This window comes from Pseudoalteromonas sp. ESRF-bin5 (assembly GCF_002632075.1).
Classification (GTDB): Bacteria; Pseudomonadota; Gammaproteobacteria; order Enterobacterales; family Alteromonadaceae; genus Pseudoalteromonas; species Pseudoalteromonas marina.
This window is the reverse complement of sequence record NZ_NTLW01000248.1, coordinates 1-17,248: the sequence shown is the minus strand read 5'-3', so window position 1 is coordinate 17,248 and position 17,248 is coordinate 1. Positions and strand designations below refer to the sequence as shown.

Below are 17,248 nucleotides of genomic sequence, written 5' to 3'. Positions count from 1 at the left end.
CACGACAGGTATAATGCGCGCAACTGGCCGTTTTGGCCTTATTTAAAAGAGAGTTTATATGAGTTTTGAAGGTCTAGGTTTATCACAGTCTTTAGTTAATGCGGTTTTAGAAAAGGGCTATGAAACGCCAACGCCAATTCAGGCTCAAGCAATTCCTGCAATTATAGAGCGTCGCGATGTAATGGCGGCAGCACAAACTGGCACAGGTAAAACAGCGGGTTTTACGCTTCCACTTATCGAACGTTTATCTACGGGCCCAAATGCAAAAAGTAACCATGTACGTGCGCTTATTTTAGCGCCTACACGTGAACTTGCACTTCAGGTAAGCGAAAACGTTGAAGAGTACGCTAAGCATTCAAACGTGAGTTCGTTTGTTGTGTATGGTGGGGTTAAAATTAATCCGCAAATGCAGCGCTTGCGTAAAGGTGTCGATATTTTAGTGGCAACGCCTGGGCGTTTAATTGATTTACATAATCAAAATGCCGTTAAGTTTGATAGCGTAGAAGTGCTCGTTTTAGATGAAGCCGACCGCATGCTCGACATGGGGTTTATTCACGACATTAAACGCCTTATTGCTAAAATGCCTGCTAAGCGCCAAAACCTCATGTTTTCGGCTACGTTTTCAGATGATATTCGAGCGTTAGCTAAAGGATTAATAAACGATCCGGTTGAAATTTCAGTCGCTGCAAAAAACACCACAGCTAAAAGTGTAACGCAAAGCGTTTACGCGGTAGATAAAGGCCGTAAAACAGCTTTACTAAGCCATTTAATTCGTAGTAACGATTGGCAGCAAGTTTTAGTATTTAGCCGCACTAAGCACGGTGCAAACCGTTTGGTTAAACAACTTGAGCGCGACGATATCGTAGGCGCAGCTATTCATGGTAATAAATCACAAGGCGCACGTGTAAAAGCGTTAGATGGTTTTAAAAGTGGCGAAGTACGTGTACTTGTAGCCACTGATATTGTGGCACGCGGCCTTGATATTGTTGAGCTTCCGCATGTTGTTAACTACGACTTACCTAATGTGTATGAAGATTACGTTCACCGTATTGGCCGTACAGGACGTGCGGGTGCATCGGGCCATGCAATTTCGTTTGTTACAGTTGATGATGCAGTCGATTTATACGGTATTGAACGCTTTATTGGTGAGCTTATTCCTCGTGCTGAAGAAGAGGGCTTTGAACCAGTAAACCCAGTAGCAGAACGCGCATTAGATGCACGCCCATTACCTGCTAAAAAGCCAAAGAAAAAGCAACCTTTTAACAAACCTAAATCTGATAGCAGTAAGCCAAATAGTAAAAAGCCAAATAATGGCGGCAACGGTACTGGCCCTCGCCGTGGTGGCTCTAAAAAGCCTGCTGCTAAAAAAGATGATAACGCACAAAACCCTTGGGCAAAGCGTCAGTCGGTAGGCGGAAACGGTCAGCGCCGTCGCCGTCCAACTAATAATGACTAACTAGGTTTAGTTAGTTTTAATAAAAACGCGCTTACTTTAAACGGTAGCGCGTTTTTTAATGTATTAAATACTTTACCATTAAACCTACAAACAAAGTTACACTTACGCTAAGTAGTGTGCCTAACATTACGTATTCGGTGAGCTTTTTATCTTTACTGGCGCTTAAATCGCCAAATCTAAAGACCGACTTAGCCGCTAATAAAAATCCAACACCCGCAAATTGATCGAGTAAAATAAAGCTCAGCATTAACACGCGCTCCAACATGCCAATACTTTGCCCTGCAAGTACTAAGCTGCCTTTACTGCTAAAGTTACCCGTTAAACGCTCTAGCATCATTCTAATAAATACTGCACTTGGGCTTAAAATAATTAAATAACCGCACACAACCCACAGCACATTAGGGTTAGTGACAAGTGAATATAGGGTGTCTAAAAAGTGTGTATTATCGCTCAGCCATACGCTTAAATAGATTATTACGGCTATGTGGGCAAATTGATCTATTAAAAAGGGCACGACACCTTTGCTTGAGTAAGATTTGGCTATATCAATTGCGTAATGGCTAAGCATAATAACGGCGGTTGCTATTACAACACTGCTAATTTGTTGCCAGCCATAAGTGTATTCCCAAGCGCTAATAATTATTGCGCTAGTGACCCCATGGACCAATACATGAAAATACAGTTTAGTTGCCTTGAAGTGGCGGGAGTTTCTGTCGTTAACCCAGCTCATAGGTTGCCAGTAAAAATCAGCCAATAAATGGCCAATAATTAGGGCTACGAGTAAAAGCGAAAAAGCCATTAGCTTCTCCCTTGATTTATATTTTTTATGATGTTGCTCGCATGTTCTAAAAACCGTTCGATAAGTTGGTAATGGGCCAAATTAAGTAGCTTAGTTACGTTTTCTCTGCTGGTTTTAAGATCTTTTGCTAAAGCTGCATGGCTATTATCTGTACTGGTTAAATAGGCGTACAAAGCATTGGCTTGTTTTTGTGTTATTTTAGTAAGGAGTACATCAGCAAAGGCTAAATTGAGGTTTAAACTTTCATGGATGTTTTGAGGAGGCGTATTAAATAAAAACCGTTGATTGGCTATTTTATCAAGGCCATGACCCGAAAGAGTAAATGCTGAACCTGTAGCTGTTTTTATATCATTGCGCGGGTTATCTATTTCCCCAATAGCCATACTTTGTCTGACTTGATACCCTGATGCCTTTAAATATAAATAAATTAAAACGGCATGCTTAAACATATACTCAGGGTTATTAATTTGTAATTGAAAAGAGTCGCCTCGATAAATATTCCAAAGTGTACTCTCGCCCGATACACAACGTAAACTTTGCTCTAGCTCATAAAGCATGGCATCGTATTGCTGTTTAGGAATAGTTTGCGATTTAATAATATCGCCGCTGATCACACCAATCATAACAATCCAAATTAGTTACTATTTAAAATGTAACCATAAATGGTTACATAGCGTTATGTAACTAATTTAGGTTACTTAAAAGCAAATAGCAAGGTACACTGAGTTTAAATTATTTCGCTATAGCTATTATTCTAACTAGGGCATTACATGACTTCATTTAACTCGCAGCAAAACATTAAACCGCGTGTAGGCATATTTGTTGACGTACAAAACATTTATTACACGTGTAGAGAAAGCTATAGCAAAAACTTTGATTACAATGCTTTTTGGCGAGTTATCCAGGAGCAGTACGAAATAGATTGTGCGTTTGCTTACGCTATTTATCGTGGAGATGAAAAGCAAAATCAGTTTCAAAATATTTTGAGAGCGATTGGGTTTGAGGTAAAACTAAAGCCGTTTATTCAGCGCCGAGATGGCAGTGCAAAAGGCGACTGGGATGTAGGCATAACGATAGATATGTTAGAGCATGGAAAAAATCTCGATAAAGTAATTTTGCTATCGGGCGATGGCGATTTTGCACTGTTACTTGGGCATTTAAAAAATCAATATAATGTGCCGTGTGATGTATACGGGGCAGATAAGTTAACCGCCGAAGTACTTAAGCAAAGTGCAGAACAGTTTCATTTGATTGATGATAGTTTATTACTTTAAAGCTTAAAAAACAGAGGCTAAGTGCCTGCAACATGAGAGTTTTTAATACAGAGCCTATATAGTTCATTTAAACCTAATATAGGCTTTTTTTATTGTTGTAATCAATTGGGTTTACTAGGTGGTTATGTTAATTTTAAGCGATAACGAGTAATTAAGGATTTACATGCTCAACTACAGTGATATGCCGCTTGATAGATGCTCCAATGTGCGTAAAGACCCAATATGGCTCAAAGGTCAATTGTCGTCGCAAAGCGTGTGGCTTTTGGTAAAAAACAACGAGACATTATTTATTAAAAATACGCCTCAAATAAAGTTTTTACCGTACGAGAAAATTGCACAGCTAAACTTAACCAATGCGCTATTTTTAGGCTTAAACACCACACAGCAGGGGGTGTTTGCCCTCGATGTATCTACTCTTGATGACACAACACTTACCCCCATTATAAGTGGCGCAGAGTTTATGGACATTCGTAAGCAGGGGCCGCTTATTGATATAAAAGAGGGGTCTATTGCTGCGCTTGCACGCGGGTTGTGCTATTGGCATGCAACGCATCGTTTTTGTGGGCGTTGCGGCAGTACAAACCACTTAGTTGAAGCGGGACATTCTCGTTTATGTGAAAACGAGCGCTGTAAACACCCTACTTTTCCTCGTACTGACCCTGCGGTAATTATGGTTGTAACTAAAACGTTTGCCGATGGCATTGAGCGATGTTTGCTTGGCCGCCAAGCAGTGTGGCCTACAGGAATGTATTCGTCATTAGCCGGCTTTGTAGATCCAGGTGAAACTTTAGAGCAAGCTGTTGCCCGTGAGGTAAAAGAAGAGGCAGGGATTGACGTTGATGACGTAACCTATGTGGCGTCTCAGCCATGGCCATTTCCTTCATCTATCATGCTTGGCTTTTTTGCTAAAGCAACGTCTGAGCAAATTAACGTAGATAAAGACGAACTTGACGATGCTAAGTGGTTTAGCCGTGAAGATTTGGCAAACTTTGGTAATTGGCATGACGAAGGAGAGCATTTAAAACTTCCTCGTACTGATTCTATTTCTCGCTATTTAATTGAACATTGGCGTACTAATCCATAAGGAATAACCATGTCGAGTGACAGTAATAAAAATACTCAGCTTGTGTCGTCTGGGCGCAAAAAAGCTTACACCCATGGTGTAGTAAACCCCGTTGTGCAGCGCGCATCAACGGTGGTATTTGATTCGGTTGCAGAACTTAAAGAAGCGGCGAAGAAGCGTGGCGATAAAACCCTTTTTTATGGGCGTCGTGGCACAACCACACATTTTGCATTGCAAGAGGCCATTACCGAGTTAGAAGGCGGTGAAGGGTGCGCACTTTATCCGTGTGGGGCTGCTGCAATTAGCCAAGTGCTATTGTCGTTTTTAAAAAGTGGTGACCATATTTTAATGGTTGATAACGCGTATGAGCCTACTCGCGATTTTTGCGATAAAATTTTAGCAGGGCTAGGAATTACCACTACTTATTACCCGCCAACAGTTGGTGCAGGCATAAAAGATTATATTAAGCCAAACACCAAGGTGTTATTTTTAGAATCTCCTGGTTCTATAACTATGGAAATTCAAGACGTACCAGCCATGGTAAACGTAGCCAAAGAACATAATGTAATGACCATGCTGGATAATACTTATGGAAACGGTCTTCATTACCGCCCCCTAGAACATGGCGTAGATATTAGTATTCAAGCGGCAACAAAGTACATTGTTGGCCATTCTGATGTAATGATGGGGGTTGCAGTGGCTAATAAAAAATATTGGCCAACGCTGCGCGAACATTCTTACTTATTAGGCCAGTGTACAAGTGCTGACGATGCATACTTAGCATTACGCGGTTTACGCACGATGAGCGTGCGTTTAAATCAGCATGAAAAGGCGGCGATAGAGGTGGCAAAATGGCTTGAACAGCATGAGTTAGTTGATCATATTCGCCATCCAGCCTTTGAAACCTGCCCAGGCCATGCGTTTTTTAAGCGCGATTTTGATGGTAGTAATGGCTTGTTTTCAATTGTTATGAAAACAGGAAATCAAAAAGCCATAGATGCATTTTTAGATAGCCTTCAGCATTTTAAGATGGGTTTTTCGTGGGGAGGCTTTGAAAGCTTGGTCACCGCTAATTTAACCATGAAAGGGTTGCGCTCAACCACTGGCTGGGATCTAGGACCGGTTATTAGATTGCATATTGGCCTTGAAGATATCGATGACTTAATAGCTGACTTAACCCAAGCGTTAGAGGTATACAAGCAGCATTTATAACTATGCGCTAGTTACATTTAAATGGTTTGTTACAAAGCTCACTCTTCGTGGGCTTTTTTTTGCTGGTAATTCAAGGTGTTTACACTTAGGGTAGTTATATTAGGCTTTGAACTAAAGCATAAGCAACGTCATTAAGGATAGTAAATGGTAACACCATTACCAATAAACGTAGGGCGATTAACGCAAATTGCGGGATTTGAGCTTGTACGTATGTTTTTAACTAAACGTGGGCTTATAGCCCTTGCGGCATTTGCACTCGTTTGGTTAATTATTTTACGCTACCCAATAGGGCAAGCTGTGAGCATTATTAGCTCCCCAAACTTTGAGCAAATAGCCCGCGATATTTCAGGCTCAATTGGCTTGAGTAAACTTCTTGATTGGCCTGAAGCCGAGTTTGCTATGTATTGGTTAATTGCTTTGTACAGTTTTCCTGTGTTTAGTTTATTTATTTGTAGTGACCAAACAGTGGGTGACAGAGAGCGCGGTACACTTAGGTTTTTATCATTGCGTTCAACCCGATTTGAAATTTTGTTTGGCCGGTTTATTGGGCAATTAGCGGTATTAACGTGTTTGGTCGCAATTACTCTTGTGGCCACATTAGCGGTATTAGGGTATCGCGATCCTAGTTTGTTGGGAGGGGGCGTTGGCCGCGCTGTGTCGATATTTTCAATTCTTATAGTTACATTTGCACCGTTTGTGGCGTTAATGACTTTAATTAATACTTTTGCACGTTCATCGCGGTTATCAATTGTACTCGCTATTTTATATTTTACAGCGGGTGGAATTGTAGTGGGTTTACTACAGTGGCAAATACCGGCATTAAGCGTGCTTGATTATTTATTCCCGGGTGTACAAATAGAGCAACTCGCCGGTCAAAACCTGCCATTATTAAGTGCCGTGGGAATACCACTTGTACAAACTGCTGTGTTACTGGCAGTGGCTCAACGTATTTTTGCAAGGAGCTCACTATGAATCCATTAATTACAGGGCGTAATTTAAGTAAGTCGTATGGGTCTAAACTTGCGCTTAATAATGTGAACTTTGAAATTGAGCAAGGTGCTCCTGTTGCTCTAGTTGGCCCAAATGGTGCGGGTAAAACGACATTATTTAGTTTGTTATGCGGCTATATAGCGCCCAGCAATGGTGAGCTTGAAATACTCGGCCATAAACCCGGCAGCGCCGCATTATTTAATAAGGTCAGTGCTTTACCACAAGATGCGCAGCTCGATCCGCGTTTTAATATAGATAAACAACTTGCTTTTTACGCCAAATTACAAGGTATGAGTACCAAGCAAAGTCAAACAGAAGCATTGCGCGTGCTTGATTTGGTTGGGCTGCGTGAAATTGCTAAAAACCGTGCAGGTGATTTATCTCATGGTATGCGCAAACGTGTAACCATAGCGCAGGCTCTTATTGGTTCGCCGCAAATTGTTATGCTAGATGAGGCAACCGCAGGACTTGATCCTATTCATGCCAGAGAAGTACGTGAGTTGGTGTCAACGTTGAGCTCTGAAGCAACCTTTATTTTAAGCTCGCACGATTTAACTGAGCTTGAGCGGTTATGTTCCCAAGTGCTGCATTTAGATAAAGGCGTATTGAGTGAGCACCAAACAAAAGTAAATCAAACCGACAAACACTTTTACACATTAATGCTAAACGAGATGTATGAAAACGTTGAGCAACAGTTACAGTTACTCAATGGTGTAAGCTCTGTTTATATGAGCCAACACAAAGAGTATGTTATTGAATACACACAATCTGAGCAGGCACTTGATATTGCACTATTACAGTTTTGCCACCAACATAATTGGCAATACAGGCAATTGGTTAATGGCCATACATTAGAAAATCAAATTTTTAAACAGGAGAAAGTATAATGGGTTTATTAAGCGGATTAATGGGTAACGCAAGCGAAGTTGATGATTCTGATTTAGAAAAAGTACTCGCTAATACATTAATTGAGGGTGAGCACGTCGAAAAAGCCTATAAAGTTATTCGCGATATGTTCATTTTTACTAATAAGCGCTTAATTTTAATTGATAAGCAAGGTGTAACTGGTTCTAAAATGGAAATGGTGAGTATTGCTTACTCTAAAATTACCAAGTTTAGCAAAGAGAGTGCAGGGCACTTTGATTTGGATGCTGAACTTAAAATTTGGATTGGCTCTGACCCAACGCCACTTACAAAAGAGTTTAAAGCAGGCGATAACATTAATGAAGTTTATAGAGTAATTAGCCAACACGCTCTATAATCATACATATACTTTAAGTAGTTGTTGACTAAATGTTGCAACTACTTTAATTTTACAGTTTCTTACACCTCCTTACAATTAACTCAACAAATACAATAGTTTAATTAAGTTTTCATTCAGTTTCCCGGCGTTAGCATGTGCCCACTTTAGTAATTTAGCTAAAGCATAAAACGCAATGTACATAGGGAAGTCTTACAATGAAAAAATTAGCAGTTATTATTTCAAGCATTTTATTATCTAGCACTGCGGCTGCTGCAGACAGCTATAACTCAATCAGTAACTTAAGTTACAAAGACAGCGACAATAACGATACCGTTGCTGTAGATTCTATTTATTACCTATCACCTAAAAAAACATTAGGCCCGTACGACCAATTTGAATACATTAATAAACAAAGCAACATTTACGGCGCATACGCTGATGATGACTTTAGCGATACAACGTTAGTTGGTGGTGAGTACTTTATTAATGAATTTGTTATTGGTGCATCATACACAAACCTTGATGTTGGCAATCATAACGAAGCATATACAATTTCAGGCGGTTACTTTTTTAACCCAGATTTGCTTGCAAAAGTGACGCTAGTTGAAAATAAAGATGGCGAAGACTTCGCTTTATTCGATTTAGCGTATAACCATATGCTTAACAGTACCGATTACGTTGGTGTAACTGTTACTGCGGATGATGATTTTGACTACCGCGCCGTTGCTGCTAAATACTTTATTGATTTACAGCAAGGTAACTACTTAACATTTGAAGGTAAATACGAAAGTATTGATGATGCTGAAAACCAATGGGTGGCAGAAACGAATTACTACTTCTCAAAAGCGACTTCTGTATTTGCAAGCTACGATAAACAAGATACCTACAGCTTTGGTGCTCAGCACTTTATTAACAAAAATATTGGCCTTAAAGTAGGTTACGAGAATAATGCCGATGACTCTGATAATGATGCTTACTTTGCAAACATGCGTTTTCAGTTTTAATGAATAACGCAATTTAAGTTTTCAGCTTAATTAAAATATAAGCCCGCTCATGCAGCGGGCTTTTGTATTGATAAGGCTTATACGTTTTATTTTTTAGTTGCTTTACCCATATCAAAATTAATAATTACAGACTAGTTTATTCTTTATTCCCTAATTTACAGGCTTAGTAGACAGCGTATTTGCAATGATTGTATTTAAACTAAGATGGGTCATACTTAGGTTATTAATTTCTAATGTTAAAGGAATGTAGGCATGTCGGTATTTATCATTTTACTGGTTGTTATGGTGGTTATTTTTGCTGTTAAAGATATCCGCTTAAACCTGATCAGTAGACCCACGTTTAAAATGTTTAAAAAAGTACTTCCACCGCTTTCGCAAACAGAGCGAGAGGCTATGGAAGCAGGCGATGTTTGGTGGGATGGAGAACTATTTAGTGGTAACCCTGATTGGAAAAAATTACACAATTTTCCAAAGCCAGAATTGAGTGAAAAAGAAAACGCATTTATGGCTAATCAGGTTGAGACCCTAATGGCGATGCTAGATGATTACCAAATAGTGCAAAAAGACAAAGACTTGCCAAAAGAAGTGTGGGATTACTTAAAAAAAGAAGGTTTTTTTGCATTAATCATTCCTGAAAAGTTTGGTGGGCGAGAGTTTTCGGCGATTGCTAATTCAACCATTGTTTCAAAAATTTCGACTAAGAGTTTAACTGCGGCGGTTACCGTAATGGTGCCAAATAGTTTAGGGCCAGGTGAGCTATTGCTGCATTACGGTACTAAAGAGCAACAAGACCGCTGGTTACCAACGCTTGCCAATGGTGAAGATGTTCCATGCTTTGCACTTACAGGCCCAGAAGCAGGCTCTGATGCCGGTAGCATTCCAGACTCTGGTGTTGTATGTAAAGGAGAGCACAACGGTGAAGAAGTAATTGGCCTACGTTTAAACTGGTCAAAACGTTACATTACCCTTGCACCCGTTGCCACAGTATTAGGCCTTGCTTTTAAAATGTATGACCCCGATGGTTTATTAGGAGACGAAAAAGAGCTTGGTATTACGTGCGCACTTATTCCAACCGATCACCCAGGAGTTAAAACAGGTGAGCGCCATTACCCACTCAATATGGCATTTATGAACGGTACAACCTATGGTGAAGATGTGTTTATTCCGCTTGACTGGATTATCGGTGGGCAAGAGTGTGCGGGGCGTGGCTGGCGCATGCTGGTGGAGTGTTTAAGTGCAGGGCGTGGTATTTCGCTGCCGGCTTTAAGTGCTGCAACCGGTCACCTAGCGGCTAAAATGACTTCAGCATATGCCGTAGTTCGCCAGCAATTTGGTGTGTCTATTGGGCAATTTGAAGGTGTGCAAGAAGCGCTTGCTCGCATTGGTGGCTTAACTTACACGCTAGAGTCATGTCGATTAATGACGGCTGGCGCAATCGATTTAAAACTTAGCCCTTCGGTTGTCACCGCTATTGCCAAATACCATATGACGGAAATGGGTCGTACAGTCATGAATGATGCGATGGATATTCATTCAGGCAAAGGCATTCAGGTGGGACCAAATAACTATTTGGCACATGGTTATATGGGAATACCGGTGTCTATTACGGTAGAAGGCGCAAATATTTTAACTCGAAATTTAATGATATTTGGCCAAGGTGCGACCCGTTGTCACCCCTTTGTTCTAAAAGAAATGGAGGCCGCTGCACTTGAAGACGACGATGCTGCTCTGAATCAATTTGATGGTTTATTAATGAACCATATATTATTTGCTGTAAGTAATGCCAGCATGGCATTTATACATGGTTTAACACGTAGTTACTTTGCAAAAGCGCCTGTTGGCGGCGAAACAGCAGTTTATTACAAGCACCTAAGCAGAATGAGCAGAGGCTTAGCTATTTGTACCGACGTAGCCATGTTAATGTTAGGTGGTGAGCTCAAACGCAAAGAGATGATATCTGCCCGATTAGGCGACGTATTGAGCCAGTTGTATTTAGCTTCTACTGTTTTAAAACGCTACGAAGACGAAGGTCGTCAACAAGCAGACTTACCTTTTGTTAAATATGCGATAGAAACATCGTTATTTGAAATTGGCCAAGCGTTTGATGGCTTTTTCAAAAATTTCTCAAACCCGATTATTAATTTTGTGCTTAAGCGTATTGTATTTCCAATTGGCAATCATTACGAAAAACCAAGCGATGAAATTGCACAACGTATTTGCGAGCATATGACACAACCAGGTGTGTTTAGAAATCGCTTAACTCATTTGTGTTATGTAGATGAAAACGCAGGTACAGGGGTAATGGAAAATGCATTTTTAGCTATGCACGATATGCAGGCTCAATTCAAAGATTTAAAACAATGGCAGCGCAAGGGTAATATTCCTGCAACGCTCGATATTGAAGGTGCGATTAACTTTGCATTAGACAATGATTTAGTAACGCAAACCGATGCCGATGCTATGCACCATGCCAATAAGCTACGTAAGCAAGCAATAGCGGTTGATAACTTTCAGCAAGGCGAGTTGTAGCTAATTATTTGAACCGTAAATAAAAAAGGCCTTACATGTGTAAGGCCTTTTTTTAATATAATGATTAACGTGCGTATGGGTCTGCAACTATTTTGTCGATATACCATTTACCTTTTTTACGTAGCATTTTTACGCTACGCATATCATCTATTTTGTTACCATTTAAATAACCGGTGAAAATAAGATTTATTTTAGCATTGTCACCATACTGTTCGCGTACACTCATATTGGTCATATCAACTTCAATAATAACCTCATCGTACTGCATGTTAACTAAGTTACGAGTAAATTGTTTAGCTGTACCGTACGACTTCATGATTCGCGTAAGGTTGGGTGTTGCCATGGTTGTTGCTTTTTGAAGGTCTTGCTGATTGTACAAGGCATCAAAGTAGGCTGTTGCAGTGTCACCCGGTGAATCGCCAAGTTTTTTTACATCATCGCCACAGGCAACTAAAAACAAACACAGAATAAGGCTGACTAAATAGGTTATTTTTTTCATGTTAATTTTTGTTAGTTAGTTTTATTTAAGTGTGTGGTGAATTAGCTAATATGTAAAGACATGGAAGGTAAATAAAAAGATATTGCAGAGTAAATAATAAAAAAGGATGCCTAGGCATCCTTTCAAAAAATGGTTAGCTATGATTATTGAACAAGCTCTTGGTCACTAAATTCCTCATCAAATAGCGGGCTTGATAAGTAACGTTCAGTGGCACTTGGTAAAATTACAACTATATTTTTGTCGGCATTTTCTGGTTTTTCAGCAATGCGTTTTGCTGCCACTACAGCAGCGCCAGATGAAATACCCACTAGTATACCTTCTTTTTTCATTAGCTCATGTGCCATAGCAATCGCATCTTCGTTAGATACTTGCTCTGCAGCATCTATTAGGCTCATGTCTAGGTTTCCAGGGATAAATCCTGCGCCAATACCTTGGATTTTATGTGGCCCTGGCTTAACTTCTTCACCGGCAAGTGTTTGGCTGATCACTGGCGAATTAGTTGGCTCAACAGCAATAGACTTAACGTTTAGACCTTTTTCTGTTTTAAGGTAACGACTAACACCTGTTATAGTCCCGCCAGTACCTACGCCTGCTACAAAGTAATCCACTTTACCGTCAAGAGCATCAAAAATTTCTGGACCTGTAGTCTCAAAGTGTATTTTTGGGTTTGCTGGATTCTCAAACTGCTGTAGCAAGATATACTTTTCAGGATCGGTGGCTTGAATCTCTTTTGCTTTTTGGATTGCACCATTCATACCTTTAGCACCGTCTGTAAGCACAAGGTTGGCACCCAACGCTTTTAGAAGTTTACGACGCTCTAAGCTCATAGTGTTAGGCATAGTAAGCGTTAGTTTATAACCACGTGCTGCGGCAACGAAGGCCAATGCAATACCTGTATTACCAGATGTAGGCTCGATAAGTTCTTTACCCTCAGTTAGCTGACCTGCTTTTTCAGCCTCCCAAATCATCGATGCACCAATGCGGCATTTTATACTAAAGCTTGGGTTACGCGCTTCCACTTTAGCGAATACATTCCCACCTGTAACACGTTTAAGTTTTACCAGTGGTGTATTACCGATACTAAGTGAGTTATCTTCAAAAATAGTAGACATAATGTTCCTTTGGATACAATCTGATCAACGTGCTAATAGCCTTTGCTACTAACTATATGTTGACACTTTACTGAGAGTTTAAAAAAATAAAAGTAAAGTTTGGCTATAAGATATATCTATTGAGCTTATAACTAAGTGAAATAAAAATCTATATTAGCTGTGCCTTTTGTTATTAGGTGCGCACATTTAATTTAATGATAAGACGCTTTTGTTTGTTATGTCGGCTTTTTACCTATAAATAAAATAAAGAGAAGCTTAAATATTTAAATAGGCGCAGACACTCATGCGGCCTAACGGCTAATAAATTGAGTGATTTTTGAATATGATACTTTACCGAGGTCAAATGCACTTTTTATTGATGATTATTTATGCAAACAAACTTTAGTTCAGCGGTTTTATGACACAAGCTAACCAAAACATGATAAAAACGTTTATCTAACAATAATTGAGTAATAAAAATGAAGTTAATTTTAAAGTTAATTGCCGGCATTGTGGCTGGTATATTGGTAGGCTTTTATGTGCCTTTGACAGGTGTTGAACTCTTATTTACGGTTAAAGAGTTAATTGGTCAAATTATTTCCTTCACTATTCCTCTTATTATTTTGTTTTTTATTGCTTCTGGTATTGCAGGGCTTCCTAAAGGTTCTGGCCACTTACTTGGTAAAACGGTTGGATTTGCATATAGCTCTACCGTCATTGCCGGCACGCTTGCTTTTTTATTAGTCAGTGCTGTTATCCCATTTTTAAGTGGGGGTATTACATTCGAAGCTGAAGTAGCCACGGAAATAGGCAGTTTTATTGATATAGAAATCCCACCATTAATGGGGGTGATGACTGCGCTTGCTACGGCTTTCATATTTGGTATTGGTATGAGCCAGCTTGAATTAGACACATTAAAAAAAGTATCGGATCAGGGTCGTGATGTAATAGATGCGTTATTGTCAAAAGTGATTATTCCGGCATTACCGTTTTATATTGCCGGTGTATTTGCTGAAATGACTGTAGCAGGCACAGTGGTTGATACGCTGCAAACATTTGGCGTGGTGCTCATTGCAGCCCTTGTAATGCATTGGCTATGGTTAAGTGTTCTATATATTGCAACAGGCATTTTATTGAAGCGTAATCCACTTGAATTAGTTAAAAATATGCTACCGGCTTATTTTACTGCATTAGGTACTATGTCGAGTGCAGCAACTATTCCTGTGTCGTTGCAATCAAGTAAAGCAAATAATGTTAAAGAAGACGTAGCAAACTTTACTGTACCTTTATGTGCCACCATTCATTTGTCGGGTTCAACAATTACGATTGTTACGTGTGCCATGGCCGTTATGTTTTTATCGCCAGGTATGGAAGTGCCATCGTTAATGGGCATGTTGCCATTTATATTTATGCTCGGTGTTGTGATGATTGCAGCGCCAGGTGCACCGGGTGGTGCGGTAATGTCTGCGCTTGGGCTTTTAACAAGCATGCTTGGCTTTAATGAAGGGGCTGTGGCATTAATGATTGCACTGTACTTAGCACAAGACAGCTTTGGTACGGCATGTAATGTTACCGGTGATGGTATTATTGCATTATGGGTTGACCGTTTTAGTGAAAAGTCAGCCTCTTAAATCGCTGGGCACATTGATTTCAGTACTTTTAACTTTAGTTAACGTGCCTGAGTGAGAGCGATAATATTAGTTATTGTTTCGCTTTAACTGTGTTAATGTGACAAATTAAATTATTTAGACGTGTGTAGTTGAGTTAATGAGGGTATTGCATTGATTAATGTACTTTTAGTTGATGATCATGAACTAGTACGAACTGGGATCAGACGCATATTAGATGATGTGCGTGGGTTTAAAGTTGTAGGTGAAGCAAAAGACGGTGAAGCCGCTGTTCAGTTTTGCCGACAGCACACACCTAATATTGTACTTATGGATATGAATATGCCTGGCATGGGTGGATTAGAGGCAACTAAAAAGATTTGTCGCTATTGCCCAGATGTAAAAATTATCGTCCTTACTGTTAATTGCGAAGACCCATTTCCGTCTAAAGTAATGCAAATTGGTGCACACGGCTTTCTTACTAAAGGAGCTGGCTCTGATGAAATGGTTCGTGCCATTCGTTCAGTCCATGCAGGTCAACGCTACATTGCGCCTGAAATTGCACAACAAATAGCACTGGCACAGGTTACTGGTCGTACAGACGAAAATCCGTTTCAGAGCTTATCAGAGCGCGAACTTCAAATAATGCTTATGATCACCAAAGGTGAAAAAGCACAAGATATTGCAGAGCGCTTAAACCTCAGTTCTAAAACAGTTAATAGCTATCGTTACCGAATGTTTGAAAAATTGAATGTAGGTGGCGATGTTGAACTTACACATTTAGCTATTCGTCATAAGATGATTGACATAGACGTGTCGTACTAACCCTTTTATATGTCTGAATTTGATCACGTACATTTTTTAAAAACGCTATCAAGCGAGCCCGGTGTTTACCGCATGCTTGATAGTGACAACCAAGTTATTTATGTTGGTAAAGCTAAACAATTAAAAAAACGCGTAAGCAGTTACTTTAGATCCAACATTACCGACAGCAAAACCCGTGTTTTAGTCAGTAACATTAATGATATTGAAGTCACACTGACCAACACAGAAACCGAAGCGCTACTGCTCGAAAATAACCTCATAAAAAAATATCAGCCTCGTTATAATATTCTACTGCGAGATGATAAGTCCTATCCCTATATTTTATTAACAAACCATAAGCATCCGCGGTTAGCGTTCCATAGAGGTAGCCGCAAAATAAAAGGTGAGTATTTTGGTCCATTTCCGAGTGCAGGCGCGGTCTCGGAAAGTTTGCGTTTAATGCAAAAAATATTTCCCGTTCGTCAATGCGAAGATGCTTATTATCGTGCCCGAAGTCGCCCTTGTTTGCAGTATCAGCTCAAGCGTTGCTCTGCGCCATGCGTTAACAAAGTTACCGAGCAAGACTACAGTGAACAAGTTGACTATGTTCGCAAATTTTTGACGGGTAAATCGGATGAAGTCATTGCCGAACTAATAAAAAAAATGGAAGCGGCCAGTGCGGAGCTCAACTTTGAGCTTGCCGCAAAAGTACGTGATCAAATAATGCTACTGCGTAAAATGCAGGAGCAGCAGTCTATTTCAGGTAATTTTGCAGAAATGGATGTTGTGGGCTTCGCGCATTTAAATGGATTAAACGGCATACATTTATTAATGATTCGCGATCATAAAGTGCTCGGCAGTAAAACGTACTTTCCAAAAGTACCAAAAGATTCAAGCGAGCAAGAAATTTTAACTTCATTCTTAGGTCAATATTATTTAGCACCAGGTGCAACAGGACGCATTGCTAAAGAAATTATACTCCCGTTTGAAATAGAAGAGAGCAGTGCGTTAAGCGAAGCACTGACGCAAATAAGCGATCGTAAAGTGGCGCTTAAAGTGGTTACACGTGGAGAGCGTGCGCAATACCTTCAACTAGCAAATAAAAATGCGTTAAACAGTATTGCTGTCAAACAAAGTACACAAGACTCTATTAATAAGCGCTATGCCCAATTAAAAGCAACATTACGCCTAGATGATATAGCGCGAATGGAATGTTTTGATATAAGCCATACTATGGGAGAAAACACGGTAGCAAGTTGCGTTGTTTTCGATTCGCAAGGCCCAAATACAAAAGAATACAGGCGCTATAATGTAACCGGTATAACCGGTGGTGATGATTATGCAGCCATGGAGTTTGCTTTAAATAAGCGTTACAACAAATTAGTGGATGAAGACAAAATCCCAGATGTAATATTTATAGATGGCGGTAAAGGACAGTTAGGGCGTGCAGAGCAATATTTTTCTAATTGGTCTCATTCTAAAATGCCTCTGCTAGTCGGAGTTGCAAAAGGAACGAGCCGTAAACCTGGCCTAGAAACATTACTCATAGATGGGGGGCGTAAAACAATTCCGATGGATTCTGATGCGCCTGCACTTCACCTAATACAACATATACGAGATGAATCTCACCGTTTTGCAATAGCTGGGCATCGTAATAAGCGCCAAAAACAGCGAACA

General features: G+C 40.0%; 16 protein-coding genes. 12 read left to right on the top strand and 4 right to left on the bottom strand.

Features of this window, described 5'->3' with window-relative positions; translation table 11 throughout:
• Positions 1-58: 58 nt before the first annotated feature.
• On the top strand, positions 59-1,456 hold the full coding sequence (locus BCG07_RS15375; protein WP_243531059.1) for a DEAD/DEAH box helicase: 1,398 nt from the start codon (positions 59-61) through the stop codon (positions 1,454-1,456).
• A 55-nt stretch (positions 1,457-1,511) separates the two neighbouring features.
• Here the strand turns inward: BCG07_RS15375 and BCG07_RS15370 are convergent, their stop codons facing one another.
• Positions 1,512-2,255: a DUF3307 domain-containing protein gene (locus BCG07_RS15370; protein ID WP_243531057.1), complete on the bottom strand. Its 744-nt coding sequence runs from the start codon at positions 2,253-2,255 to the stop codon at positions 1,512-1,514.
• Complete coding sequence (locus BCG07_RS15365; protein ID WP_286890967.1) at positions 2,255-2,878, bottom strand: hypothetical protein; 624 nt, start codon at positions 2,876-2,878, stop codon at positions 2,255-2,257. Before BCG07_RS15365 ends, BCG07_RS15370 begins: the two co-directional genes overlap by 1 nt.
• 147 nt (positions 2,879-3,025) lie before the next feature.
• Between BCG07_RS15365 and BCG07_RS15360 the strand changes: the two genes are divergently transcribed.
• The 8 genes from BCG07_RS15360 to BCG07_RS15325 all read left to right on the top strand — a co-directional run bounded on the left by BCG07_RS15360 (position 3,026) and on the right by BCG07_RS15325 (position 11,570).
• Positions 3,026-3,529 carry a LabA-like NYN domain-containing protein gene (locus BCG07_RS15360; RefSeq protein ID WP_243531053.1) on the top strand — a complete coding sequence of 168 codons (504 nt, stop codon included), beginning with the start codon at positions 3,026-3,028 and terminating at the stop codon, positions 3,527-3,529.
• 163 nt (positions 3,530-3,692) lie between these two features.
• Positions 3,693-4,613 (top strand): NAD(+) diphosphatase, encoded by a 921-nt coding sequence (nudC, locus tag BCG07_RS15355; protein WP_243531050.1) that lies wholly within the window; start codon positions 3,693-3,695, stop codon positions 4,611-4,613.
• 9 nt (positions 4,614-4,622) lie between these two features.
• Complete coding sequence (locus BCG07_RS15350) at positions 4,623-5,804, top strand: cystathionine beta-lyase (protein WP_243531048.1); 1,182 nt, start codon at positions 4,623-4,625, stop codon at positions 5,802-5,804.
• Between the two features lie 144 nt (positions 5,805-5,948).
• Positions 5,949-6,776: a DUF2705 family protein gene (locus tag BCG07_RS15345; protein ID WP_243531046.1), complete on the top strand. Its 828-nt coding sequence runs from the start codon at positions 5,949-5,951 to the stop codon at positions 6,774-6,776.
• Positions 6,773-7,681, top strand: coding sequence for an ABC transporter ATP-binding protein (locus BCG07_RS15340; RefSeq protein ID WP_010557097.1), 909 nt, complete (start codon positions 6,773-6,775; stop codon positions 7,679-7,681). The genes BCG07_RS15345 and BCG07_RS15340 overlap by 4 nt, the downstream gene beginning before the upstream one ends.
• Entirely contained in the window at positions 7,681-8,055 is a 375-nt protein-coding gene (locus BCG07_RS15335) for a PH domain-containing protein (protein WP_006794021.1), read from the top strand. Before BCG07_RS15340 ends, BCG07_RS15335 begins: the two co-directional genes overlap by 1 nt.
• Positions 8,056-8,252: 197 nt before the next feature.
• Positions 8,253-9,041, top strand: coding sequence for a putative porin (locus BCG07_RS15330; protein ID WP_008132234.1), 789 nt, complete (start codon positions 8,253-8,255; stop codon positions 9,039-9,041).
• A gap of 252 nt (positions 9,042-9,293) precedes the next feature.
• Positions 9,294-11,570 carry an acyl-CoA dehydrogenase gene (locus BCG07_RS15325; RefSeq protein WP_243531044.1) on the top strand — a complete coding sequence of 759 codons (2,277 nt, stop codon included), beginning with the start codon at positions 9,294-9,296 and terminating at the stop codon, positions 11,568-11,570.
• A gap of 64 nt (positions 11,571-11,634) precedes the next feature.
• Here the strand turns inward: BCG07_RS15325 and BCG07_RS15320 are convergent, their stop codons facing one another.
• Both BCG07_RS15320 and cysK read right to left on the bottom strand, forming a co-directional pair.
• Positions 11,635-12,069: a hypothetical protein gene (locus BCG07_RS15320; protein ID WP_006794018.1), complete on the bottom strand. Its 435-nt coding sequence runs from the start codon at positions 12,067-12,069 to the stop codon at positions 11,635-11,637.
• Positions 12,070-12,212: 143 nt separating this feature from the next.
• Complete coding sequence (cysK, locus tag BCG07_RS15315) at positions 12,213-13,181, bottom strand: cysteine synthase A (RefSeq protein WP_006794017.1); 969 nt, start codon at positions 13,179-13,181, stop codon at positions 12,213-12,215.
• 458 nt (positions 13,182-13,639) lie between these two features.
• On the opposite strand from cysK, the gene BCG07_RS15310 reads away from it, so the two are divergent.
• The 3 genes from BCG07_RS15310 to uvrC form a co-directional block, all read left to right on the top strand.
• Positions 13,640-14,791 (top strand): dicarboxylate/amino acid:cation symporter, encoded by a 1,152-nt coding sequence (locus tag BCG07_RS15310; RefSeq protein ID WP_006794016.1) that lies wholly within the window; start codon positions 13,640-13,642, stop codon positions 14,789-14,791.
• Between the two features lie 150 nt (positions 14,792-14,941).
• The gene (uvrY, locus tag BCG07_RS15305) at positions 14,942-15,592 is read left to right on the top strand and encodes a UvrY/SirA/GacA family response regulator transcription factor (protein WP_006794015.1); all 651 of its coding nucleotides are present in this window, start codon (positions 14,942-14,944) and stop codon (positions 15,590-15,592) included.
• A gap of 9 nt (positions 15,593-15,601) precedes the next feature.
• Positions 15,602-17,248 (top strand): excinuclease ABC subunit UvrC (gene uvrC, locus BCG07_RS15300; protein WP_286890958.1); only part of this gene is annotated, 1,647 nt, incomplete at its 3' end.

Excerpts from the sequence above, each read along its gene's own strand:
- BCG07_RS15335 (WP_006794021.1), top strand. The coding sequence starts at position 7,681 with ATGGGTTTATTAAGCGGATTAATGGGTAACGCAAGCGAAGTTGATGAT.
- BCG07_RS15370 (WP_243531057.1), bottom strand. The coding sequence starts at position 2,255 with ATGGCTTTTTCGCTTTTACTCGTAGCCCTAATTATTGGCCATTTATTG.
- BCG07_RS15365 (WP_286890967.1), bottom strand. The coding sequence starts at position 2,878 with ATGATTGGTGTGATCAGCGGCGATATTATTAAATCGCAAACTATTCCT.
- BCG07_RS15330 (WP_008132234.1), top strand. The coding sequence starts at position 8,253 with ATGAAAAAATTAGCAGTTATTATTTCAAGCATTTTATTATCTAGCACT.
- BCG07_RS15340 (WP_010557097.1), top strand. The coding sequence starts at position 6,773 with ATGAATCCATTAATTACAGGGCGTAATTTAAGTAAGTCGTATGGGTCT.
- BCG07_RS15320 (WP_006794018.1), bottom strand. The coding sequence starts at position 12,069 with ATGAAAAAAATAACCTATTTAGTCAGCCTTATTCTGTGTTTGTTTTTA.
- cysK (WP_006794017.1), bottom strand. The coding sequence starts at position 13,181 with ATGTCTACTATTTTTGAAGATAACTCACTTAGTATCGGTAATACACCA.
- BCG07_RS15360 (WP_243531053.1), top strand. The coding sequence starts at position 3,026 with ATGACTTCATTTAACTCGCAGCAAAACATTAAACCGCGTGTAGGCATA.
- BCG07_RS15310 (WP_006794016.1), top strand. The coding sequence starts at position 13,640 with ATGAAGTTAATTTTAAAGTTAATTGCCGGCATTGTGGCTGGTATATTG.
- BCG07_RS15345 (WP_243531046.1), top strand. The coding sequence starts at position 5,949 with ATGGTAACACCATTACCAATAAACGTAGGGCGATTAACGCAAATTGCG.
- nudC (WP_243531050.1), top strand. The coding sequence starts at position 3,693 with ATGCTCAACTACAGTGATATGCCGCTTGATAGATGCTCCAATGTGCGT.
- BCG07_RS15375 (WP_243531059.1), top strand. The coding sequence starts at position 59 with ATGAGTTTTGAAGGTCTAGGTTTATCACAGTCTTTAGTTAATGCGGTT.
- BCG07_RS15350 (WP_243531048.1), top strand. The coding sequence starts at position 4,623 with ATGTCGAGTGACAGTAATAAAAATACTCAGCTTGTGTCGTCTGGGCGC.
- BCG07_RS15325 (WP_243531044.1), top strand. The coding sequence starts at position 9,294 with ATGTCGGTATTTATCATTTTACTGGTTGTTATGGTGGTTATTTTTGCT.